This is a genomic window from Kosakonia sp. N21, from assembly GCF_050587465.1.
Classification (GTDB): domain Bacteria; phylum Pseudomonadota; class Gammaproteobacteria; order Enterobacterales; family Enterobacteriaceae.
In genome coordinates this window covers 128,759-152,341 of sequence record NZ_JBOBHR010000001.1, presented here as the reverse complement: position 1 = coordinate 152,341, position 23,583 = coordinate 128,759, and the positions used below count along the sequence as shown (strand labels likewise).

General features: G+C 56.6%; 21 protein-coding genes. 13 read left to right on the top strand and 8 right to left on the bottom strand.

Annotated features, from left to right (window positions below):
- Position 1 precedes the first annotated feature (1 nt).
- Positions 2 to 1,981, bottom strand: a complete 1,980-nt coding sequence (gene aegA / locus ACQ3G7_RS00665) for a formate-dependent uric acid utilization protein AegA (RefSeq protein ID WP_430888478.1) — start codon at positions 1,979 to 1,981, stop codon at positions 2 to 4.
- A 224-nt stretch (positions 1,982 to 2,205) separates the two neighbouring features.
- Between aegA and narQ the strand changes: the two genes are divergently transcribed.
- Together narQ and acrD are read left to right on the top strand one after the other, a co-directional pair.
- Entirely contained in the window at positions 2,206 to 3,900 is a 1,695-nt protein-coding gene (narQ, locus tag ACQ3G7_RS00660) for a nitrate/nitrite two-component system sensor histidine kinase NarQ (RefSeq protein WP_430888477.1), read from the top strand.
- 198 nt (positions 3,901 to 4,098) lie between these two features.
- Positions 4,099 to 7,212 (top strand): multidrug efflux RND transporter permease AcrD, encoded by a 3,114-nt coding sequence (gene acrD / locus ACQ3G7_RS00655; RefSeq protein ID WP_430888476.1) that lies wholly within the window; start codon positions 4,099 to 4,101, stop codon positions 7,210 to 7,212.
- 136 nt (positions 7,213 to 7,348) lie between these two features.
- Here the strand turns inward: acrD and ypfM are convergent, their stop codons facing one another.
- The gene (gene ypfM / locus ACQ3G7_RS00650) at positions 7,349 to 7,408 is read right to left on the bottom strand and encodes a protein YpfM (RefSeq protein WP_100181659.1); all 60 of its coding nucleotides are present in this window, start codon (positions 7,406 to 7,408) and stop codon (positions 7,349 to 7,351) included.
- Positions 7,409 to 7,592: 184 nt separating this feature from the next.
- Here ypfM and ACQ3G7_RS00645 point away from each other — a divergent pair, with 184 nt between their 5' ends.
- The 4 genes from ACQ3G7_RS00645 to ACQ3G7_RS00630 all read left to right on the top strand — a co-directional run bounded on the left by ACQ3G7_RS00645 (position 7,593) and on the right by ACQ3G7_RS00630 (position 9,827).
- Entirely contained in the window at positions 7,593 to 8,030 is a 438-nt protein-coding gene (locus ACQ3G7_RS00645) for a GNAT family N-acetyltransferase (protein WP_263099854.1), read from the top strand.
- A gap of 91 nt (positions 8,031 to 8,121) precedes the next feature.
- Positions 8,122 to 8,478: an ArsC family reductase gene (locus ACQ3G7_RS00640; RefSeq protein ID WP_430888475.1), complete on the top strand. Its 357-nt coding sequence runs from the start codon at positions 8,122 to 8,124 to the stop codon at positions 8,476 to 8,478.
- A gap of 3 nt (positions 8,479 to 8,481) precedes the next feature.
- The gene (gene dapE / locus ACQ3G7_RS00635; protein ID WP_430888474.1) at positions 8,482 to 9,609 is read left to right on the top strand and encodes a succinyl-diaminopimelate desuccinylase; all 1,128 of its coding nucleotides are present in this window, start codon (positions 8,482 to 8,484) and stop codon (positions 9,607 to 9,609) included.
- Between the two features lie 17 nt (positions 9,610 to 9,626).
- Positions 9,627 to 9,827, top strand: coding sequence for a YpfN family protein (locus tag ACQ3G7_RS00630; RefSeq protein ID WP_430888473.1), 201 nt, complete (start codon positions 9,627 to 9,629; stop codon positions 9,825 to 9,827).
- Between the two features lie 36 nt (positions 9,828 to 9,863).
- Here ACQ3G7_RS00630 and ypfH read toward each other — a convergent pair whose 3' ends face one another.
- The 6 genes from ypfH to dapA form a co-directional block, all read right to left on the bottom strand.
- Complete coding sequence (gene ypfH, locus ACQ3G7_RS00625; RefSeq protein ID WP_430888472.1) at positions 9,864 to 10,562, bottom strand: esterase; 699 nt, start codon at positions 10,560 to 10,562, stop codon at positions 9,864 to 9,866.
- 77 nt (positions 10,563 to 10,639) lie between these two features.
- Positions 10,640 to 12,655, bottom strand: coding sequence for a tRNA(Met) cytidine acetyltransferase TmcA (locus ACQ3G7_RS00620; protein ID WP_430888471.1), 2,016 nt, complete (start codon positions 12,653 to 12,655; stop codon positions 10,640 to 10,642).
- A gap of 9 nt (positions 12,656 to 12,664) precedes the next feature.
- A complete protein-coding gene (gene ypfJ / locus ACQ3G7_RS00615) occupies positions 12,665 to 13,528 on the bottom strand; it encodes a KPN_02809 family neutral zinc metallopeptidase (protein WP_263099848.1) in 864 nt (287 codons plus the stop codon).
- A gap of 133 nt (positions 13,529 to 13,661) precedes the next feature.
- Positions 13,662 to 14,375, bottom strand: a complete 714-nt coding sequence (purC, locus tag ACQ3G7_RS00610; protein WP_263099847.1) for a phosphoribosylaminoimidazolesuccinocarboxamide synthase — start codon at positions 14,373 to 14,375, stop codon at positions 13,662 to 13,664.
- Positions 14,376 to 14,484: 109 nt separating this feature from the next.
- A complete protein-coding gene (gene bamC / locus ACQ3G7_RS00605; RefSeq protein ID WP_263099846.1) occupies positions 14,485 to 15,519 on the bottom strand; it encodes an outer membrane protein assembly factor BamC in 1,035 nt (344 codons plus the stop codon).
- A 16-nt stretch (positions 15,520 to 15,535) separates the two neighbouring features.
- Positions 15,536 to 16,414 (bottom strand): 4-hydroxy-tetrahydrodipicolinate synthase, encoded by an 879-nt coding sequence (gene dapA, locus ACQ3G7_RS00600; protein WP_263099845.1) that lies wholly within the window; start codon positions 16,412 to 16,414, stop codon positions 15,536 to 15,538.
- Between the two features lie 145 nt (positions 16,415 to 16,559).
- Here dapA and ACQ3G7_RS00595 point away from each other — a divergent pair, with 145 nt between their 5' ends.
- The 7 genes from ACQ3G7_RS00595 (at position 16,560) to hyfE (ending at position 23,579) form a co-directional block, all read left to right on the top strand.
- Positions 16,560 to 17,132 carry a glycine cleavage system transcriptional repressor gene (locus ACQ3G7_RS00595; protein ID WP_263099844.1) on the top strand — a complete coding sequence of 191 codons (573 nt, stop codon included), beginning with the start codon at positions 16,560 to 16,562 and terminating at the stop codon, positions 17,130 to 17,132.
- Positions 17,132 to 17,602, top strand: coding sequence for a thioredoxin-dependent thiol peroxidase (gene bcp / locus ACQ3G7_RS00590; RefSeq protein WP_263099843.1), 471 nt, complete (start codon positions 17,132 to 17,134; stop codon positions 17,600 to 17,602). The genes ACQ3G7_RS00595 and bcp overlap by 1 nt, the downstream gene beginning before the upstream one ends.
- Positions 17,603 to 17,858: 256 nt before the next feature.
- The gene (locus ACQ3G7_RS00585) at positions 17,859 to 18,479 is read left to right on the top strand and encodes a 4Fe-4S dicluster domain-containing protein (protein ID WP_430888470.1); all 621 of its coding nucleotides are present in this window, start codon (positions 17,859 to 17,861) and stop codon (positions 18,477 to 18,479) included.
- Positions 18,479 to 20,500 (top strand): hydrogenase 4 subunit B, encoded by a 2,022-nt coding sequence (gene hyfB, locus ACQ3G7_RS00580; protein ID WP_430888469.1) that lies wholly within the window; start codon positions 18,479 to 18,481, stop codon positions 20,498 to 20,500. Before ACQ3G7_RS00585 ends, hyfB begins: the two co-directional genes overlap by 1 nt.
- Before the next feature lie 13 nt (positions 20,501 to 20,513).
- Entirely contained in the window at positions 20,514 to 21,461 is a 948-nt protein-coding gene (locus tag ACQ3G7_RS00575) for a respiratory chain complex I subunit 1 family protein (protein ID WP_263099840.1), read from the top strand.
- Positions 21,462 to 21,477: 16 nt separating this feature from the next.
- Positions 21,478 to 22,917: a hydrogenase 4 subunit D gene (locus tag ACQ3G7_RS00570; protein ID WP_430888468.1), complete on the top strand. Its 1,440-nt coding sequence runs from the start codon at positions 21,478 to 21,480 to the stop codon at positions 22,915 to 22,917.
- Between the two features lie 11 nt (positions 22,918 to 22,928).
- Entirely contained in the window at positions 22,929 to 23,579 is a 651-nt protein-coding gene (gene hyfE, locus ACQ3G7_RS00565; RefSeq protein ID WP_263100851.1) for a hydrogenase 4 membrane subunit, read from the top strand.
- The last annotated feature ends 4 nt before the right edge of the window (positions 23,580 to 23,583 follow it).

The window sequence follows — 23,583 nt, the reverse complement described above, 5'->3', positions numbered from 1 at the left end:
GTTAATGTTTACCCGGTGCTTTTACGCCCAGCCAGTCCATCATACCCTGTGCCGCGTGGCGACCTTCTGCCATCGCTGTCACTACCAGATCGGCACCGCGCACCGCATCGCCACCAGCGAAGATTTTCGGGTTGCTGGTCTGATAACGATAAACGCTGTCAACACCGGCGGAAATCCGCCCCCAGTCGTCCACACGAACGCCCTGATGCTCCAGCCACGGCATGGCGTGCGGGTTAAAACCAAACGCCATGATCACCGCATCAGCAGGCATCACAAACTCACTGCCGGCAATCGGCACCGGGCGGCGACGGCCTTTGGCGTCCGGTTCGCCGAGTTGTGTACGCAGTAAACGGATGCCGCACACCTTACCTTCGCTATCCAGTTCCAGGTCCACCGGCTGCACGTTGAATTCAAACTCCGCCCCTTCGTCGCGGGCGTTTTTCACCTCTTTCTTCGAGCCCGGCATGTTGGCTTCGTCGCGGCGATAGGCGCAAGTGACTTTGCTGGCGCCATGACGCAGCGAGGTACGCACACAATCCATCGCCGTGTCGCCGCCGCCCAGCACCACCACATTCAACCCTTCGGTGTTGATAAACGGCTCTTCGGCGCTGTCCGGCAGCCCCATTACGTGTTTGGTGTTAGCAATCAGGAAGGGCAGCGCATCGTAAACCCCCGGCGCATCTTCATTCGGCAAACCGGCTTTCATGGAACGGTAGGTTCCCACGCCCACAAACACGGCGTCATACTCACCCAGCAGCGTATCGAGGGAGATGTCTTTGCCAATTTCGCAGTTCAGTTCAAAGCGGATGCCCATGGCGCTGAAGATCTCCCGGCGACGCGCCAGCAGCGATTTATCCAGCTTAAAGGAGGGAATGCCGAAGGTCAGCAACCCACCGATTTCCGGATGGCGATCAAAAACCGTCGCGCTCACGCCATGACGCGCCAGCACATCGGCGCAGGCCAGTCCCGCCGGTCCGGCCCCGATGATCGCCACGCGCTTATTCACCGCCTGCACCTGCTGTAAATCCGGTCGCCAGCCCTGCGCCAATGCCTGATCGGAAATATAGCGTTCGATGTTGCCAATGGTGACCGCGCCATATTCGTCGCGCACCGTGCAGGCCCCTTCGCACAGACGATCCTGCGGGCAAACGCGGCCGGTGATTTCCGGCAGGCAGTTGGTCTGATGGGAAAGCTCAACCGCCGCGGCGATATCACCCGCTTTTACCCGCTCAATCCACTGCGGAATATGGTTATGCAGCGGGCAGGTCCATTCACATACGCTGTGTTCGCCGCACGTCAGGCAACGTTCCGCTTCGCGGTGCGCCTGGTCGGCACGAAACGGCAGATAGATTTCGTCGAAACCGGTTTTACGCACCGCCAGCGGCAGTTTGTCCGGCTCGCCGCGCGGCGGTGTTTTACGCATTTGTCGCACTTTGCGATCGTCAAATGCTGGCGTCAGCGCCGCAACGCTGTGCCACGGCTGTGCTTCATGGCTGGCCGCACGCAGACGACGCGCTTTCGACATCCCCGACAACGCATCGCCGTTTACCAGCTGCAATGCATCGGCCGGGCAGTTTTGCGCACAGGCCGGGCCTTCCGCCCGATCGCGGCACAGATCGCATTTGTGTGCGGTGGCTTTCACCATCCCTTCGCCTATGGGTGTTACCAGCACCTGCATGGTGCCGAACGGGCACGCAACAACGCAGGACTTACAGCCGATACACTTCTGCTGGTTGACCTGCACGGCATCATCGACACGACTGATCGCACCGTTCGGGCAACTGTGGGCACAGGGTGCAGCTTCACAGTGGCGGCAGGTCACCGCGCTGCGTTGCTGCTGATGTTTAATCACCGTAATGCGCGGATGAAAATGCGCCGGACTTAAGACATGCTGCTCCTCATTGTGAGCCATTACGCACGCCACTTCGCAGGCACGACATCCTATACATTGCTGGCTATTCGCCATAATAAAACGATTCATGGCACCCTTCTTTTCTGGTTTAATAAACCCTATTTTTTATATGAGCATTGTATTTACCGGGGCAATTTCACGCTGGCAATGTACAATTGCCCAGATAGGTTATCTATTTGTCACGAACTTGTAGCAGATCAATTTATTTCAGGATTTCTGAACACTAATTTCATTCGATGGGCGTTCGCGCTGCCGTCTGCCGCACGTAACATCAGGAATCGGGAACAGCGACTGTGTCAGTAAAAAGACCTGTGTCATCCAGTCTCGCCAAAGCCTTTTTCTATATTGTCCTGTTGTCGTTACTCTCAACAGGTATCGCATTGATTACCCTTGCCAGCAGCCTGCGCGATGCGGAAGCCATTAACATTGCCGGATCATTGCGTATGCAAAGCTATCGTCTCGGCTACGATCTGCGCACCGATCCCGACAAGCTGGTCGAGCACCGCCAGCGCTATCAGCAGACGCTGAACTCGCCGGTGCTGCAACATCTTCATCGCTGGTATATTCCGCAGGACGTCCAACAGCGTTATGGGCAATTGCACGAGAGCTGGCAACAGATGGACGCGCGTCTGGCACAGCATGATGCACAGTGGTATCAGCAGAATATTCAGGGTTACGTCGGCAATATCGATCTGTTTGTGCTGGCGCTTCAGCACTATGCCGAACGCAAAATGATCCTGGTGGTGATCATTTCACTGCTGGGAGCCGCAGGGATTTTCATCCTCGTGTTTTTCACCCTACACCGCATCCGCCAGCAAGTGGTGAAACCGCTCCGCCAGCTGATGACCGCCAGCCAGCAAATCCAGCAAGGGCACTTTTCTTACCCGCTGCTCAACATTCAACTCGATAACGAACTGGGCCAGCTGGCCTCGACATTCGACCGGATGTCCGGCGAGTTGTTAAAGCTGTATCGCTCGCTGGAAGCCTCCGTTGAGGAAAAAACCCGCGACCTGCATGACGCTCATCGCCGCCTGGAGGTGATGTACCAGTGTTCGCAGGCGCTTAACACCAGCCAGCTTGATGTGCACTCATTGCGCCATGTACTGCGTATTGTCTATGAACATGAGGCGGCCAGTTATCTGGAACTGACGGCGGATGATAACTGGTGTCTGCAACAGGGAAAGCAGGATCCGCAACGTCCCCTGGGCAGTTTGCCGGTGAATATGCAGGATAACGTCCTGGGCGAGCTGCGCTGGCAAAGCACGCAGCAGCAGGCATCCATCCCGTTAATGCGCAATATCGCCACTATTCTCGGGCGCGGGCTGTATATCAATCAGACGCAAAAACAGTATCAGCAATTGATCCTGATGGAGGAGCGCGCCACGATTGCCCGCGAGCTACACGATTCGCTGGCGCAGATGCTCTCGTATTTACGCATCCAGTTAACATTACTGAAGCGCGCCGTACCGGACGAAAACGAACCAGCGCATGCCATCATTGATGACTTTTCTCGTGGGCTGAATAACGCATATCGCCAGTTGCGCGAGCTGTTGACCACCTTCCGTCTGTCGCTACAGCAGAGTGATTTGACGGCGGCATTGCGCGAAGCGCTGGATCTGCTGCAAGGCCAGACACAGGCGAAACTAAGCCTGGATTGCCGCCTGCCGACCCAGACGCTGGACGCCCAGCAGCAAATCAATGTGCTGCAGATTATCCGCGAAGCGGTTATCAACGCCATCAAGCATTCCGGCGCCAGCGACATTAACGTCACTTGCGTCACCGATCCCGATGGGTTGCACTCCATCTATATTCGCGATAACGGCATAGGTATGAGCACCACGGCGGAACCGGACGGGCATTATGGGTTGAGCATCATGCACGAGCGGGCAGAACGACTGAATGGCACGCTGGACATTGTTTCACCGTCGGGCGGCGGAACGCAGGTGCAGCTTCGCTTTCCGCAAGCCGGGCAGCCCAAACGTCAATAAATGTAAAGAAAAGCATAAAATTACATGATCTGGCGGGAGGAATTTTGCTTAAGTCGCGCTTTGCATAGTTATGCCTTAACTAAGCATGATAATTTACATTTTCTCCTTATTTTCTCCACGATTGATTTCTGCATTGCCGCTACATTGATGCAAGCAATGTCACTATAACGATACGCAGCAATAGAGGTCTGGCTTCTGATGGCGAATTTTTTTATTGATCGCCCCATTTTTGCGTGGGTGCTGGCGATCCTGATCTGTCTCACGGGAACACTTGCCATTATTTCGTTACCGGTCGAACAATATCCTGATTTAGCCCCACCGAACGTCCGTATCACCGCGAATTATCCAGGCGCATCTGCGCAAACGCTGGAAAATACCGTGACGCAGGTTATCGAACAAAATATGACCGGGCTCGATAATCTGATGTACATGTCCTCACAAAGTAGCGCAACGGGCCAGGCCACGATCACGCTCAACTTTAAAGCCGGGACCGATCCTGACGAAGCCGTCCAGCAAGTACAGAACCAGTTACAATCTGCGCTGCGTAAGCTGCCGCAAAAGGTGCAAAACCAGGGCGTCACCGTGCGTAAAACCGGTGACACCAACATCCTGACCCTCGCCTTTGTCTCAACCGACGGCTCGATGGATAAACAGGATATCGCCGATTATGTCGCCAGTAATATTCAGGATCCTATCAGCCGCGTGAATGGCGTGGGGGATATTGATGCCTATGGCACGCAATACTCGATGCGTATCTGGCTCGATCCGGCGAAGCTCAACAGCTATCAGATGACTGCTTCCGACGTGACAAGCGCTATCTCTTCGCAGAATGCGCAGATTGCCGTGGGTCAGCTTGGCGGAACGCCGTCGGTTGATCGCCAGGCGCTGAACGCCACCATCAATGCCCAATCGTTATTACAAACCCCGGAGCAGTTCCGCAATATTACGTTGCGCGTCAACCAGGACGGCTCGGAAGTCAAGCTTGGCGATGTCGCAATGGTGGAACTGGGCGCGGAAAAATACGACAACCTCAGCCGTTTTAACGGTAAGGCCGCATCGGGCCTTGGGGTCAAACTGGCCTCCGGGGCTAACGAAATGGAGACGGCGGAACTGGTGATAAAACGCCTCGATGAGCTGGCGCCCTTTTTCCCGCATGGTCTGGAGTATAAAGTCGCTTACGAAACCACCTCGTTCGTTAAAGCCTCCATCATCGACGTGGTGAAAACCCTGCTTGAAGCCATCGCGCTGGTTTTCCTCGTGATGTATCTGTTTCTGCAAAACTTCCGCGCCACGCTTATCCCCACCATTGCCGTGCCGGTGGTGCTGCTCGGGACATTCGCTGTGCTGTACGCCTTTGGCTACAGCATTAACACGCTGACCATGTTCGCGGTGGTGCTGGCGATCGGTTTGCTGGTGGATGATGCCATCGTTGTTGTGGAAAACGTCGAGCGCATAATGACCGAAGAGGGTCTGTCGCCACGGGAAGCAACGCGTAAATCAATGGGGCAGATCCAGGGAGCGTTAGTCGGGATTGCCATGGTGCTGTCGGCAGTATTTGTCCCGATGGCGTTTTTCGGCGGTACCACCGGTGCAATTTACCGCCAGTTTTCCATCACCATTGTGTCGGCGATGGTGCTGTCGGTGCTGGTGGCGATGATCCTCACGCCCGCCCTGTGCGCCACGCTGCTGAAGCCGCTGCACAAAGGTGAGTTGCACGGGCAGAAAGGGTTCTTCGGAGCCTTTAACCGCATTTTCAACCGTAACGCCGACCGTTATGAAACGGCAGTAGGCCGGGTGCTGCACCGCAGCCTGCGCTGGATTTTGCTCTATGTGTTGCTGATTGGCGCCATGGTGTTGCTGTTCCTGCGCCTGCCCACGTCGTTTTTGCCGCAGGAAGATCGCGGGATGTTCACCACTTCCGTGCAATTGCCCAGCGGCGCAACGCAACAGCAGACACTGAAAGTGGTCCAGAAGGTCGAAGACTATTTCTTCACCCATGAAAAAGAGAATGTCGCGTCGGTGTTTTCCACCGTCGGCTCCGGCCCTGGCGGTAACGGGCAAAACGTCGCGCGTTTGTTTATTCGTCTGAAAGATTGGGACGCGCGCGATCCGAACAGCGGCAGCGCCTTCGCTATTATTGAACGCGCCACCAAAGCCTTTAACCGTATTAAAGAGGCCCGCGTTTTCGCCAGTAGCCCTCCGGCTATCAGCGGGATGGGGAGCTCCGCCGGTTTCGACATGGAGCTACAGGATCACGCCGGTGCAGGCCACGATGCGCTGATGAATGCGCGCGATCGCCTGCTTGAGCTTGCGGCCAAAGAGCCCACGTTAACCCGCGTCCGCCATAATGGCCTCGATGACAGCGCGCAGTTGCAGATCGATATCGATCAGCGCAAAGCGCAAGCGCTGGGGGTCTCCATTGATGATATTAACGACACGCTGCAAACCGCATGGGGTTCCAGCTACGTAAACGACTTTATGGATCGCGGTCGCGTGAAGAAGGTCTACGTACAGGCAGCGGCAAAATACCGCATGCTGCCGGATGATATTAATCTGTGGTATGTGCGTAACAGCAGCGGCGGCATGGTGCCGTTCTCGGCTTTCGCCACGTCGCACTGGGAAACCGGATCGCCCCGTCTGGAGCGCTACAACGGCTATGCTGCGGTCGAGATTGTAGGCGAGTCCGCCCCTGGCGTCAGTACCGGTACAGCCATGGATGTGATGGAAAAACTGGTCAGCCAGTTACCTGGCGGGTTTGGTCTGGAATGGACCGCCATGTCCTATCAGGAACGCCTCTCCGGCGCACAGGCACCTGCGTTGTATGCGGTTTCCCTGCTGGTGGTGTTCCTGTGTCTGGCCGCGCTGTATGAGAGCTGGTCTGTGCCCTTCTCGGTGATGCTGGTCGTACCGCTTGGGGTGATTGGCGCACTGTTAGCGACCTGGATGCGCGGGCTGGAAAACGATGTCTATTTCCAGGTCGGCCTGTTGACGGTGATCGGGTTGTCGGCGAAGAACGCCATTTTGATCGTCGAGTTCGCCAATGATATGAACGCGAAAGGTGAAGATCTGCTGGTATCGACCCTGCATGCCTGCCGCCAGCGTTTACGTCCGATCCTGATGACCTCGCTGGCGTTTGTCTTCGGGGTGCTGCCGATGGCCACCAGCACCGGCGCGGGCTCCGGTAGCCAGCATGCAGTAGGCACCGGCGTGATGGGCGGCATGATTTCCGCAACATTACTCGCCATCTTCTTTGTGCCGCTGTTCTTTGTGCTGGTGCGTCGCCGCTTCCCGCTGAAAGAACGTGCGCAGTAAGATAATCCCCTCTCCCCGAAAGGGGAGAGTTAAGCGATGGAAAACAAAAAAGGCGACCTGCGGGTCGCCTTTTTTCATGTGGTTACTTTCACATGTTTAGCTATAAGCTCTCACTGCTTAATCATTCTTCTGGATGTTATTTACGAAGCATGCCTTCGATAAAATCTTTCCAGTTCCCCAGTTCATGTTCAATCATAACTACCTCTCTTATTATTGCGGTCATTCTACTAAAAACGGTGACCACTGTGAAGATACTTCAACCAATTGCTTTAATCGTTGTTAGCAGGGTATGTTTAATAACTGGTTTCACTATGCGCCGTTCACCTGTCATTTAATGTGAGTAACGGCAATATTCCGTAAAAACTTTAGGGCCAAATGAAATGACATTCACATTGTGTGATAAACATTCCATTAATGAGGTTGACTGGGTGGAATTAAGCGCCCTGCTCGACGCGGGCGGACTCAACCAGCGCCCGCCTGCACTCGTAGAGCAGGCGTGGCGTAACAGCACATTTTGCTGGTTCGGTTACCATGACGGCAAGCTGGTCGCCACTGCCCGCGCCATCAGCGATTTGACGTGGGCAAGCTATGTGGCTGATATAGTTGTCGCACCGCAAATGCAGGGGCGCGGTTATGGTAAACAATTAATGATGGACATCGTTAAAACATTATTACCTTACGGTAAAACCTTTATTTATTCGGTGCCGGAAAAAACGGGATTTTATCAACAATATGGTTTTCGCTTTTTAACAACAGGAATGGTATGCGCAACATCTGAGAGTTTATTCAAGCTGGAGCAGAGTGGCTATATTCGCTGAATTATCATTAACAGGCGAATGATATTCTTTTTAAATTCCGTTATTCTAATTTCTTGTGCAAATAACCAAAGATGAGACAAAAGGATTCACCATGTTCACAATGTACGGTATCAAAAACTGCGACACCATCAAAAAAGCCCGTCGCTGGCTGGAGGAAAACCAGGTGGAGTATCGCTTTCATGATTACCGGGCAGACGGTATTGATGCACAACTGCTGCATACCTTTATCGCCGAACTGGGTTGGGAAGCGCTGCTGAACACCCGGGGCACCACCTGGCGCAAGCTGGATGCCTCCCTGCGCGACACCATCACCCACGCCGATGCCGCCGTGGCACTGATGCTGGAAATGCCGGCAATTATCAAACGCCCATTGCTCTGTGCGCCCGGTAAGCCTATGCTGCTGGGTTTCAATGAATCCAGTTATGAGAAGTTTATCAACGAGGTGTAGTTTATGTCGTGCCCGGTTATTGAGCTGACACAGCAGCTTATTCGTCGCCCTTCTCTCAGCCCCGATGACGCGGGATGTCAGGCGTTAATGATTGCGCGCCTGCGTGCTATCGGTTTCACCGTTGAGCCGATGGATTTTGGCGACACGCAAAACTTCTGGGCATGGCGTGGCCAAGGTGAAACGCTGGCCTTCGCCGGTCATACCGACGTGGTCCCGGCCGGGGATGCGGAGCGCTGGATCAACCCCCCGTTTGAACCCACCATCCGCGATGGCATGCTGTTTGGTCGTGGCGCGGCAGACATGAAAGGGTCACTGGCGGCCATGGTTGTCGCTGCCGAGCGTTTCGTCGCTCAGCACCCGCAGCATAAAGGCCGCCTCGCATTTCTGATCACCTCCGATGAAGAAGCCAGCGCCGCGAACGGCACGGTCAAAGTGGTGGAAGCGCTGATGGCGCGCAACGAACGTCTGGATTACTGCCTGGTGGGCGAACCGTCGAGCACTGAAGTAGTGGGCGACGTGGTAAAAAATGGCCGCCGCGGTTCGATGACCTGCAACCTGACCATCCACGGCGTACAGGGCCACGTGGCGTACCCGCACCTCGCCGACAATCCGGTGCACCGCGCCGCCCCCATGATCAGCGAACTGGTGGGCATTGAATGGGATAAAGGCAACGACTATTTCCCGCCGACCAGCATGCAGATTGCCAATATCAAAGCCGGTACGGGCAGCAACAACGTGATTCCTGGCGATCTGTTTGTGCAGTTTAACTTCCGCTTCAGTACCGAACTGACGGATGAGATGATCAAAGCGAAAGTCATTGCCCTGCTGGAAAAACATCAGTTGCGTTATACCGTTGAGTGGTGGATCTCCGGGCAACCGTTTTTGACCGGGCGCGGCAAGCTGGTGGATGCGGTCGTGAACGCCATTGAGCACTATAATGAGATTAAACCGCAGTTGTTAACCACTGGCGGCACCTCGGATGGTCGTTTCATCGCGCGGATGGGCGCGCAAGTGGTTGAACTTGGGCCGGTCAACGCCACCATTCACAAGATTAACGAATGCGTGAACGCGGCGGATTTGCAGATGCTTGCCCGTATGTATCAACGCATTATGGAACAACTCATCGCCTGACGGGCCTGGAGGATTGCATGGACTGGCTTGCTAAATACTGGTGGATCCTGGTGCTGGTGTTTTTACTCGGCGTGATCCTGAATGTGATTAAAGATCTCAATCGCGTCGATCATAAAAAATTCCTCGCCAACAAACCGGAGCTTCCCCCCCATCGTGATTTTAACGACAAGTGGGATGATGAAGACGACTGGCCGAAAAAAGATCAGCCGAAACAGTAACGCACTGCACGCCACTCCCGCCCGGGAGTGGCTGTTTTATATCAGTTCAATGATATCGTCGTCATCAGGTTTGCCACCGCTTAACGCCTCATCAAAATAGTGCTTCGGCACGGTGTAACACAGATGGTTCAGTGCCAGCGCCATGCTGCGGTCGTCAATGGCGTGCCCCAGGTCCTCCACGATATCCAGCGTCACATCCCCTCCCAGGTTCTGCAAGGCTTCCTGTGCAGCAACGGCCCAGGCCAGATTGATAACCCGGTCTTCCCCACCGTGGATCAGGTGAATGGTCTGTGCAGCAGAAACCGCCTGCGGCAACGTGGCATAGCGACCATTAAAGGCGATCACCCGCGAGGCCAGATCCGGCTGCGCTTTTACCCCTTCCAGCGCCATGATCGCGCCCTGAGAAAAACCGATCAGTGCCGTCGCCCGGGCACCAAGCCCGCTCTGTTTCTGCCAGTAGCGCACGGTGTCGATAAACACCGGCATAATGGTATCCACACGCTGTTGTCGGTTCTCTTCCGTTACGCCAGCCACGGAAAACCATTGACGCCCTGGTGCAGGGCCGCTGGCTTCGGCGCCGCCGATACTGACCACCAGCGCGTCCGGGAATTGCACGGCGAACCGGCTACCGATTTCGCCCATCGCAACAGGGTTATCGCCGACGCCATGAAACAGCAGCAGCAATTGTTTCGCCGGGGATTGGGGGCTTTGCACGACAAAATGGTCATGTTTCATGGTTGTCTCCTTAACGTGTTGGATGCAGTTTACGCCGGGGAGCAAGAATGACCATGCCATTTAACTGAATGAGTTAGTTAAAAAAATTGCAGTTTCTGCACCTGTTCTTTCAGCGTTATTGTGCGTTGCGCATCAAGCGCATACAGCGCCTGTCCGGCATCCGCACGTTGCTGCGCCAGCAAGGCTTTACGCCCGGAAAGGGATAACCGCTCGCACAGCGTTTGCTCGCACTCGCCAGCGGTAAGCTGGCCGCGCAACGCCGCCAGCGGTAGTGCGCTACGGTTCAACAAACGGTGTAATGCGCCCATCGACGTGGATAGCGGGCGATGGGCGAAAGCAAACCCCGCCAGCTCAAGCCAGTCATCATCATTAAGGGTAGTCGTTTGTCCCGACGGGAGGGGTAACGTTTCCTGTTGCCAGTGGGAAAGCCAGGGCAGGTCGCGGGCCAGTCGCACTTGCTCACGCGCCGCTAATTCGTGCCCGGCCGTCGTTAATGGCAACAACGCCATGGCGGTGTAACAGCCACTGCTGGCTTCCCGGTGACTGCCCAGGCGCACCAGCAAAAAACCACAGCGCTGCCAGAAACGCCACAGCGTGGGCGTGTAACCAAAACTGACAGAGAGATAATCGACACCACCACTGTTCGCCTGCGCCCGGGTGATTAACGCCGAACCGATGCCTTCTCGCTGGCTGTAGGGATGGACCGCAATACGGCTAACCCGCAACCCGCGCAGGGTTGCCGCCAGTGGACTGCCACCGTGCGCCGCCAGCGATTGCGCCACCAGGTTGCCGCGTGGTCGACGAAAACCGGCCCACACCGCCTGGCTTAACGCCTCACTGAGTCCCCCCTCCTCCACCAGCCACAACGCCGCCACGATGGTCCGTGCTTTTTCTGTCAGCCAGAAATGCTGCCCGGGGGCATCCATCATGCGCCGTAAATCGAGCGGAGAAGTCCGGTAATGCGCACTCGCCAACAGGCGATAGAGCGCGGCAGGTTGCGCGGGATTGTGCTGCCATGCACTCTGCGCCAGCGGCTGCATTATGCATTCGCCTTCCGAAACATCCGCGGGGGGCGCGTCATCAAACAGCAGCAGCGTACTAATAAAGCGCTCCAGCGGGCAGCCTTTCGCCCAGCGCAGCGGCGTGCTCAGCGTGGAATGACGCAAGTGCGGGAAACCCGCGCAGAATTTGAGCAGGAATCCCTGACCGGTACCTTCATACCCCTGAATCGTGGTGGTCAGTAACACATGGCTGAAGGCTGCCGTCAGGGCATGCAGCAACGGACCAGGGATCGCCGCGGCTTCATCCACCACCAGCCAGCCAGGCTGCGCGCCGGTGCGCTCAATCTGCTGCAATAGCGCATCCGGGGCGATAAAGGTAAAGCGTTCTCCGGCGTAGCGCGCCAGCACATCGGTTGCCGCACGCGCCGGAGCGGTGATCACCACCGGATCGGATAACTGCGCGATATGCATCCCCGCCAGCGCCGATTTGCCGCGACCTCGCGGGGCCGTCACCACCATCACGCCAGGCGGCATGGTATGCAGCGCGGTAAGGATCTGCGCTTGCTCTTGTTCAGGCTCTCCCGTCGCCGGATGCCAGGCCGGGCGGGCAGCAAAACGGGGAAGCATTAAAGGCTGGTTTTCATGCCACTGCACCGTCTCACCGTCTGCGGCGGCGGTCTGGCAGAAATGTCGAACAAACGTGGGGACGGGGATGGGATCGACCGTGTCGCTCCAGCGGCAACTGTCTGCGTCCGGCAAGTGCGGCCACTGCGCCTGCGGCGGCGTTAACAGCACCAGCCAGCTACCGGCTTTTAACGTTCCGCCCAGTGCGGCAAAAGCCGCGACATCAAAGCCCTGACGCGCATCAAAAACCGCATGGTGGAATTCGCGCCCGAGCAGGGTTGCCAGTGCGCGCGGCGAACAGTGCGGCGACCAGCCAGCAGGCTCACCAACCCACAGCCAGTCTCCCGGCACGGTTGCGCGTAACGCCTCAGCCTGCTGCTCGCACCACGCATCCTGGCCGCTCACCACCAGTAACCGACGAATGCCTTCCTGCGCCATCCGCGCGCTGTGTTGAATAAATGCCTGCATCACAAGGGATTACAACTGCCCGCTAAAGGTATCGCACTGCGCCGGATCGCCGCTGTCCATACCGCGCTTGAACCAGTTATAGCGTTGCTCCGACGTACCATGAGTGAAGCTGTCCGGGAACACCTGCCCCTGGCTGCGCTGTTGCAAACGGTCGTCACCAATGGCCCGCGCGGCATTCAGCGCCTCTTCCAAATCGCCCGGCTCCAGCACGCCCTGTTGCTGCATGCTGTGGCCCCAGACACCGGCATAGCAATCCGCCTGTAGCTCCAGCCGCACGGAAAGCGCATTAACCTGCGTCGGCGAGGCATTCTGCTGCAGGCGGCGGACCTTCTCTTCGGTGCCAAGCAATTTTTGTACGTGGTGGCCGACTTCATGGGCAATGACATAGCCCTGCGCAAAATCGCCATTCGCGCCCAGCCTGGTTTTCATTTCGTCGTAAAAAGAGAGATCGATATAGATCTTGCTGTCCGCCGGGCAGTAGAACGGCCCCATAATGGCTTGCCCGGTACCGCACCCCGTATTGAAACGGTTACGGTACAGCACCAGTTTCGGCTGCTGGTAGTGACGCCCCATTTTTTCAAACAGTTGCCCCCAGGTCTCTTCGGTGGTGGCGAATATCACGCTGGTAAAACGCGCGGACTCATCCTCCTGCGGGCTGATGTGTTGTTGCTGTGAGGGGGAACTGACGGGTTGACCGGTTAACAGGCCGGTTAAATCGACACCGTAGTAACTGGCCACCATCACCAAAAACAGCAGAATGATCCCGCCCTTGCCGCCAGGCAGGCGAAAACCCGGTCCCCGGATGAACGGACCACCCGACTCATCGCGCCGGTCTTCTACATTGTTACTTTCTCGACGCCCTTGCCAACGCATAACAACCTCACTCTCCCAATAATGGACTCAGTGTATATATGATCGTAGGCGCTTAGGGAAGGATTAGCACAGGAAAAACGGTGCAGAAAACCAGAGGATGCCGCGACCCTCTGGTTATTACGCAGACAGGCAATCAGTCGAGTTTCACACCCAGGCGATGCGCAACGGCTTCATACGCTTCAATCAGGCCGCCGAGGCTCTGGCGGAAGCGGTCTTTGTCCATTTTATCCAGCGTCTCTTTGTCCCACAGGCGGCTACCGTCCGGAGAGAACTCGTCGCCCAGCACCACTTCGCCTTTAAACAGACCGAATTCCAGTTTGAAGTCGACGAGGATCAGACCCGCGTCATCAAACAGTTTTTTCAGTACGTCGTTGGCTTTGTAAGTCAGCTCTTTCATGCGCGCCAGGTTTTCTTTGTTCACCCAGCCGAAGGTTTCGCAGTATGACTCGTTAACCATGGGATCGTGCATGGCGTCATTTTTCAGGAACATATCGAACAACGGCGGATTCAGCTCGATGCCTTCCTCAATACCCAGACGTTTCACCAGCGAACCGGCGGCGCGGTTGCGGACAACACACTCGACCGGCACCATCTCCAGTTTTTTCACCAGGCATTCGGTATCGGAGAGCAGCGCTTCCATCTGGGTCGGGATACCCGCTTCTTGCAGTTTACTCATAATGAAATGGTTGAACTTGTTGTTCACCATGCCCTTACGATCGAACTGTTCGATGCGCGCGCCATCCCCTGCTGACGTATCATTGCGGAATTCGAGCACCAACAGATCCGGGTTTTCCGTACTGTAAACGGTCTTCGCTTTGCCACGATACAACTCAGCTTGCTTTTGCATCTTTGTTACTCCAGGTGTGATGATATAAATCGAATTTGGCTATTTTACGCCGACGCACACGTTTGCGTCACCATAATAAAAAAGGCCGGATGCGATCCGGCCTTCGGGATTAGTGGTTAAAGGCAGACTGGAATGCGGCTACCAGCGCATCATTCTGCGATTGCGTCAGGGTATGACCTTTCGGATCAATAAACTGGAGGCTGCTGCGGTTGTCTAAATCGCCGACCTGCAGTTTATAGTCGCCGGAAACGAGGCCCGGATCGCGCGCGCCAAGATCGCGCCAGCCGCTGTCAGACAGTGGCTTGTACGTCACCGCCATGCTGCCGGTAGAGCGCGTGCTGTCGGTCACTTTCATGCCCACTTTTTCCAGCACGCCAGGCAGACGCTGCCACACGACGTTAAACGGACCACGCACCACCAGCATTGGCAGACCGGTATCATCCGCCGCGCTCTGAACATCCAGAGACGTTACGCTGCGTTTTTCTGCGGCGTTTTGCGCATCGGTCGCGGTTTTATCCAGCCCGGAGGAGATCACGTTCAGCATTTCGGTGCTGTAGCGCTGCAGCGATGCGGCATCCGCTACCGGTTTGCCTGCTTGTTCCAGGTTCACCAGTTTCACCACCACCGCCTGCTGATAACCCTGCGGTTTTACCGAGATTTGATAACGACCACGGTACTGCTGATCTTCATCCAGACGGTTCCAGTCAACCCAGTCGGTTGTCAGGGTCTGCGACGCATCGTCACGTTTGGCGATGACGTAATTTTTCGCCTGAAGAACGCTCACCACCTGCGGCCACAGCGTGCTGTTACGGCCCTTTTCGACCATCAGCGTTGCAGTGTCGCCGGTAAACTGGGTGCGCGCACCGCTCACCAGCGCCAGCGGCTGAGCCGGTGGGCGGATATCCAACTGTTTGCCAACGGCGCCGCTGCCATTGGTCACAGGGACGTTGTAATCCCCGTTCTGCACCGGAAGGATCATCCCGGCCGGCGCATGAAGTTCAGCGAGCGGAGCAGCATCCAGATAGGATTCGTCACCGCTAACCTGACGCTTGTAACGTGAATCGGAACTACAGGCGGCGAGCAACATCACAAGTGAAACACCCGCTACCTTCGCCAGGCGCGACTTCTGTACTGAGTAAGCCATCAAATCTCCCTAAACTTTACAGCAAACCGGCATGCTTAAGCGCTGCGCGGACAACCTCACGACCGTGGTCGGTGATAGGCGTCATCGGCAGACGCAGCGTATCGGTTGCTACAAGTCCCAACTCCATACATGCCCATTTGACCGGGATCGGATTGGGTTCGACAAATAGTTTGTTGTGTAACGGCATCAGACGCTGGTTGATCACGCGCGCTTCGGCATAGTGCCCTTGAGCCGCCAGTTTGCACATATCGGCCATATCGCGCGCCGCTACGTTGCTGGTAACGGAAATCACACCGTGACCGCCGAGCTGCATAAAGTCCATCGCAGTGGCATCGTCGCCGCTCAGCAGGATAAAGTCATCTGAAACCAGCTCTTTGATCTGGTGAACACGACTTAAGTTCCCTGTCGCTTCTTTAATACCGATAATATTTTTAATTTTCGCCAGACGGCCCACGGTTTCCGGCAGCATATCGCAGCCGGTGCGCGACGGCACATTATACAGAATTTGCGGCAGGTCAGTATGTTCAGCGATGGCTTTAAAATGCTGGAACAGGCCTTCCTGAGTCGGGCGATTGTAATACGGGGTAACGGTCAGGCAGCCTACTACGCCGCTGTCGTTAAAACGTTGCGTCAGGCTGATGGCCTCTGCGGTTGCATTTGCACCTGTTCCGGCAATAATCGGGATGCGCCCGTCAGCCAGCTCCAGCGTCAGCATAACCACATCGCCGTGTTCGTCGTGGCTCAGCGTGGCGGATTCACCGGTAGTCCCTACCGAAACGATCGCCGAGGTTCCATTGGCGACATGATAATCAATCAGTTTTTTCAGGCTTGACCGGCAGACTTTACCTTGCGAATCCATCGGCGTGACAAGCGCGACAATACTTCCCGTGAACATGGGCCATCCTCTGTGCAAACAAGATTCTCAATGGTACGTGCGGTGCTGTAAGAAAAGCAAGAGACCTGAGGCTCTGTGGCGGTTGTATGCCGGTTTTTTTTATGCTTTCCTTATGATTACCTCATGTTTGACAGGAAGCACAGGTTTGACAGCCTCATCACAACATTTTTTGGTTATCACTGCGCTGGGGGCCGACAGGCCTGGCATTGTGAACACAATCACACGCCACGTCAGTAGCTGCGGCTGTAATATCGAAGACAGCCGTCTGGCCATGCTGGGGGAAGAGTTCACGTTCATTATGCTGCTTTCCGGGTCGTGGAACGCCATTACGCTCATTGAATCAACGTTGCCGCTGAAAGGCGCCGAACTGGATTTGCTGATCGTCATGAAACGCACCGAGGCCCGCCCGCGTCCTGATATGCCAGCCACCGTTTGGGTGCAGGTTGAAGTCCCTGATTCGCCGCATCTGATTGAGCGTTTTACCGCGCTTTTTGATGCACACGAGATGAATATCGCGGAGCTGGTTTCCCGCACGCAGCCTGGCAATGACGCGGGCGCGCCACAGTTGTTTATTCAGATAACGGCTCATAGTCCGGCGTCGCAAGACGCATCAAATATTGACCAGGCGTTCAAAGCACTATGTACAGAACTGAACGCACAAGGCAGTATAAACATCGTCAACTATTCACAGCATGATGAACAGGATGGAGTTAAGTAATGAATCCACTGAAAGCCGGTGATATTGCACCGAAATTTAGCTTGCCGGATCAAGACGGAGAACAAGTAAATTTGGCCGACTTCCAGGGACAGCGTGTTCTGGTCTATTTCTACCCGAAAGCCATGACACCAGGCTGTACTGTCCAGGCTTGCGGCCTGCGCGATAACATGGATGAGTTAAAGAAAGCGGGTGTGGAAGTGCTGGGTATCAGCACCGACAAGCCAGAAAAACTCTCCCGTTTCGCCGAAAAAGAGCTGCTCAACTTTACGCTGCTTTCTGATGAAGACCATCAGGTCTGCGAGGCATTTGGCGTCTGGGGCGAAAAGTCGTTTATGGGCAAAACCTATGACGGCATCCACCGTATCAGCTTCCTTATTGATGCTGACGGTCAAGTCGAGCATGTGTTTGATGATTTCAAAACCAGCAATCACCACGACATCGTGGTCGCCTGGCTGAAAGAAAACGCCTGATCGCAACACCTTTCTCTGAGGGCTGCCCGACCGGGTCGCCCTCCACTTCCACTGCAATATTTGAACTCCATCACACTTTATTTTCCCCGCTCGTCACTCGTGTCGACAGGTTATTTTTCGTTCTGACCTGACCATCACTTTTGTTCGCCCCACGCAGCCATAAATCACAACCCAATGAAATTTAAGACATTTCAATCATGGCACAGCTTATGCTTAAGCAGGCTCAACGTTTTAGCTTTTATTTCAAGGAGCCGACATGAACCGCTTTGTGATTGCCAATCCCGAGTGGTGTATAGGATGCAATACCTGCCTTGCTGCGTGTTCGGATGTGCATAAAATTCAGGGGTTGCAGCAGCATCCCCGGTTGACGCTGGTGCGAACGGAAACCAAAACCGCGCCGGTGCTCTGCCGCCACTGCGACGATGCCCCCTGCAAACAGGTGTGCCCGGTCAACGCTATTTCGTTTCAGGATGACGCCGTTTATCTCAATGAAACGCTGTGCATTGGCTGCAAACTGTGTGGGCTGGTGTGCCCTTTCGGCGCCATCACCCCGTCCGGCAGCCGCCCGCTGAATATTCCCGCCCGCTACGAGCACCACATTCCTGAGGAGCAACTGCGGGATGTCCCCGCCAGCGCGCAAACGGATCACCCCTTTTTACGCTGGAACGCAGGTGTACAAACCATCGCGGTGAAATGCGATCTGTGCCACTTCCTGCCTGAAGGACCTTCCTGCGTGCGCGCCTGCCCAACGAACGCGCTGCATCTGGTGACCGACGTCTCCCTGCATAAACAGCTCAAAACACGTAGAGAGCTGGCCGCCCTCAGTTCGACAGATCTGACTTTCGCTTCCCTTCCCTCATCGTCGGAGCAACGCTAATGGATGCCCTGCAATTACTGATGTGGTCAATTGTGCTGTACGTTGCCGGCGGGGTCGCCTCACTGTTGCTTGCCCGCCAACAGGCGCTGGCGATCAAGGTCGCGGGGATTTCCGCGATGATCGGCGGCGCGCTTGGCGTACTCAGCGCGCTGGCAGCGCTCAGCGTTGGAGAGCCGCTAAGCTGGCAGGCCGCAGGTCCGTTCAGCTTTGCGCATTTCGTGGTGCGCATGGACAGTCTCAGCGCCTTTATGGTGTTGGTTATCTCCCTGCTGGTAACGTTCTGCGGGCTCTACTCCCTCTCTTATGTGCGTGAGTATCTCGGCAAAGGGCCAGGCGCGATGGGGTTCTTTATGAACCTGTTTATCGCTTCAATGGTCGGACTGGTGGTGATGGATAACGCCTTCTGGTTCATCGTGCTGTTCGAAATGATGTCCCTCGCGTCGTGGTTCCTGGTGATCACCGACCAGGATGAAGAGTCGATCCACGCCGGGCTGCTCTACTTCTTTATTGCTCATGCTGGTTCCGTGCTGATCATGATCGCCTTCTTCCTGATGTGGCGGCAGAGCGCCAGCCTGGATTTCGCCAGCTTCCGCACCTTATCACTGACGCCCGGCACAGCATCGGCGGTCTTCCTGCTGGCCTTCTTTGGTTTCGGCGCAAAAGCGGGGATGCTGCCGTTACACAGTTGGTTACCGCGTGCACACCCGGCAGCGCCTTCGCATGCCTCGGCGCTGATGTCCGGCGTGATGGTTAAAATCGGTATTTTCGGCATCATCAAAGTCGGCATCGATCTGCTCGGTCATAGCGGCATTCCGCTGTGGTGGGGCGTACTGGTGCTGGCGTTTGGCGCGGTCTCTTCGGTGCTGGGCGTGCTGTACGCACTGGCGGAGCACGATATCAAACGCCTGCTGGCGTGGCACACCGTTGAGAACATCGGCATTATCCTGATGGGCGTGGGCGTCGGTATGGCGGGCATTGCGCTGCACCAGCCGGTGATCGCCGCCGTCGGCTTGCTGGGCGCGCTGTTTCACCTGCTTAACCACGCGCTGTTCAAAGGACTACTGTTTCTCGGCTCCGGGGCCATTATCTATCGCCTGCATACGCGTGACATGGAGAAAATGGGCGCGCTGGCCAAACGCATGCCGTGGACGGCAGGCGCATTTCTGGTGGGGTGTCTTGCCATTTCCGCCATGCCGCCGCTCAACGGGTTTATCAGCGAGTGGTACACCTATCAGTCGCTGTTTTCACTGACCCGCATTGACGCCATCATTCCACGCCTTGCCGGCCCCATTGCCATCGTGATGCTGGCGATCACCGGGGCGCTGGCGGCAATGTGCTTTGTCAAAGTGTACGGTGTCAGCTTTTGCGGCAATCCCCGTAGCGAAAAAGCCGATCAGGCGCGGGAAGTGCCCTGGCCGATGGTCGTCGCCATGTGTGCGCTGGCGCTGCTGTGCGTACTGACCGGCGTCGGCGCAAGCGTTGTTGCACCGCATCTGATGCAGATTGTCCTTACCTTAACCCCTCCCGCCACGCTGGCGGTGGCCCAGGACGCAACGCTGATCCCCGGCGATGTGCAGCAAGCCATGCTCACGCCATCGACGGTGTTCCTGCTGTTGTTAGTGCTGCCGCTGCTGCCCGCCGTGTTGTGGTATGTCAATCGCCAGACGCGCGGGGCATACCGTCGCAGCGGTGATGCCTGGGCTTGCGGCTACGCGTGGGAAAAAGGCATGGCCCCGTCGGCAGGCAGTTTTACCCAACCGTTACGGGTGATGTTCGGCCCGCTCTATCGCCTGCGCCAACAGCTCGATCCGGCGCAACCGCTCCAGCGAAGCCTTGGCGGCATTACCCAGGCAGCAACCCGCACGGAACCGTTCTGGGACGAGAAAATTATCCGCCCGCTGGTGCGTACCACCCGGCGTATTGCGCAGATCGTACAGCATCTGCAAAGCGGCGATTTCCGGCTCTACTGCCTGTATATGATCGCCGCGCTGGTGGTCCTGTTGCTGACGATTGCGCTGTAAGGAGAAAAAGACAATGTTAGAACAGACGTCTGCATGGTCGATGGGGGTCTTCGCCCTTTGTCAGGCTATTCTGCTGCTGGCGCTGACCCCGCTGTTTACCGGGATATCCCGCCAGATCCGCGCGCGCATGCACTCCCGCCGCGGGCCGGGCATCTTGCAGGATTACCGCGACTTACAAAAACTGCTGAAGCGCCAGGCGGTTGCGCCAGCGTCATCCGGGCTGATGTTCCGTGCCATGCCGTGGGTACTGCTCAGCAGCATGTTGCTGGTGGCGATGACCCTGCCGCTGTTTATTCGCACCTCGCCTTTCGCCGGGGCGGGCGATTTGATCACCTTAATTTACCTCTTCGCCCTGTTCCGTTTCTTCTTTGCCCTCTCCGGGCTGGATACCGGCAGCCCCTTCTCCGGGCTTGGCGCCAGCCGCGAGCTGACGTTGGGCATTCTGGTTGAACCGATGCTGATCCTCTCGCTACTGGTGCTGGCCTTGCTGGCTGGCTCCACCAACATCAGCGCCATCAGCACGACGCTGGCGGCGGGCTGGATCTCCCCGGTGGCGACGTTGCTGGCGTTGCTGGCCTGTGGATTCGCCTGTTTTATTGAGATGGGCAAAATCCCCTTCGATGTGGCGGAAGCCGAACAAGAGTTGCAGGAGGGACCGCTCACCGAATACTCCGGCGCGGGTCTGGCGCTGGTGAAATGGGGCGTGGGCCTGAAACAAGTGGTGATGGCTTCGCTGTTCCTCGCGCTGTTTTTCCCCTTTGGTAATGCCGCCACCCTGAGCATCGGGGCGATGGCGCTGTCGCTGGTCACCACGCTGCTCAAACTGCTGGTGGTGTTCACGCTGGCGTCGCTGGTGGAAAACGCGCTGGCGCGCGGGCGCTTTTTGCTGACGCACCACCTGACCTGGCTCGGCTTCAGTCTGGCTGCGCTGTCGTACGTTCTCTGGCTAACCGGTTTGTAAGGAGCACTGGAACATTATGGAAACTCTCGCTCTGACGACGCTGCTGCTGCCCTTTGTTGGCGCACTGGTCGTCTCTCTGGCTCCCCGGCAAACCGCCCCGCGGCTGGCGACCCTGTTTGCGCTGCTGGCGACCGTTGCAACGCTTTCGCTGGCGCTGAATTTTTACACTGCGGGCAGCGAAACCGTCGATATCCCGCTGCTGGCGGCAGGACGGGTGGCGCTGTTCGGTTTGCTGGTTGACCGCATCAGCACGTTGATCCTGTTTGTGGTGGTGTTTCTCGGTCTGCTGGTGGCGCTCTACTCCACCGGTTATCTGACCCGTGGCAACCGCGAACATCCGCACGACGGCAGCAACCGCTACTACGCGTTTTTACTGATTTTTATCGGTGCGATGTCCGGTCTGGTGCTCTCCTCCACGCTGCTGGGGCAATTGCTGTTTTTCGAAATCACCGGTGGATGTTCCTGGGCGCTGATCAGCTACTACCAGAGTGAAAAAGCCCAGCGTTCGGCAATGAAAGCGCTGCTGATCACCCACGTCGGGTCACTGGGTTTGTATCTGGCGGCCGCCACACTGTTTCTCAATACCGGCACCTTTGCACTGAGCGCCATCAGCCAGTTACAGGGCCCAGCTGCGTATCTGGTGTATGGCGGCATCCTCTTTGCCGCGTGGGGTAAATCAGCCCAGTTGCCGTTGCAGGCCTGGCTGCCGGACGCCATGGAAGCGCCAACCCCGGTCAGTGCGTACTTACATGCCGCGTCAATGGTGAAGGTCGGGGTTTATATTTTTGCCCGCGCCATCGCGGAGGGCGGTGAAATTCCACACGTTATAAGCTGGGTTGGCGTGGGCATGGCGACCCTGACGCTGGTGTACGGCTTTTTAATGTACCTGCCGCAAAAAGACATGAAGCGCTTACTGGCATGGTCGACCATCTCGCAACTGGCGTGGATGTTCCTTGCCTTGTCGCTTTCTACTTTCGGTTCGAAGATGGCCTTCAACGCGGGGATTGTTTACATCTTCAACCACGCGTTCGCCAAAAGCCTGTTCTTCCTCGTTGCCGGCGCGCTCAGCTACAGCTGCGGCACCCGTCTGTTGCCACGTTTACGCGGTGTGATGCGCACGCTGCCGCTGGCGGGCATCGGCTTTTGCGTGGCCGCCCTGGCAATCACCGGCGTTCCGCCCTTCAATGGTTTCTTCAGTAAGTTCCCGCTCTTTGCTGCCGGGTTCTCTCTTTCCAGCCAGTACCCGATCCTGCTGCCGGTGATGATACTGGCGCTGGTGGAATCGGTCGCCAGCTTTGGCTGGTTTATTTACTGGTTCGGGCGCGTGGTGCCGGGTGAACCCAGTGAAGAGGTGGCGCAGGCCGCGCCGCTGCCGTACGCCATGCAGCTGGTGCTGGTGGTTCTGATTGTGATGTCGCTGTGCTCAAGCGTGATTGCTTCGGCGTGGCTTGGATAAGGGAGTCGATGATGACCGGAACATTGATAGTCAACAATCTGGCGGGGCTGATGATGTTTACCTCGCTGCTGGTCACCTGCGCCAGACGCTATTCCGTCTCCTGCTGGTTGTATGCCCTGCAATCGCTGGTGCTGGTGTCCCTCTTTTTTACCCTCTCGCAGCTACTCCATGCCGAGCAGTTGCTGATGTGGTCGTTTAGCGCCTTTTTCACCAAGGTGCTGCTGGTGCCGCTGATCATGGGGTATGCGTTTCGCAAAATGGCGCCCGATGGCGAAGGCGGCAGACTGTTCGGCCCGGCGGCGCTGGTGTTGATGGCCGCTGCCATCGTACTGCTGTGCTGGTTTGTGGTGCGCCCGGTGCAGTTACCGATGGTCGCGCAACTGAAACCGGCGCTGGCGGTTGCCCTTGGTCATTTTCTGCTGGGGCTGCTGTGCATCATCAGCCAGCGCAACATCCTGCGTCAGGTGTTTGGCTACTGCCTGATGGAAAACGGATCGCATCTGGTGCTGGCGTTGCTGGCCTGGCGCGCACCGGAGCTGGTGGAGATTGGCATCGCCACGGATGCCATTTTTGCCGTGATCGTGATGGCGTTGCTGGCGCGCAAAATCTGGCGTACCCACGGCACGCTGGATGTTAACAATCTCACCGCGCTGAAGGGGTAACGCC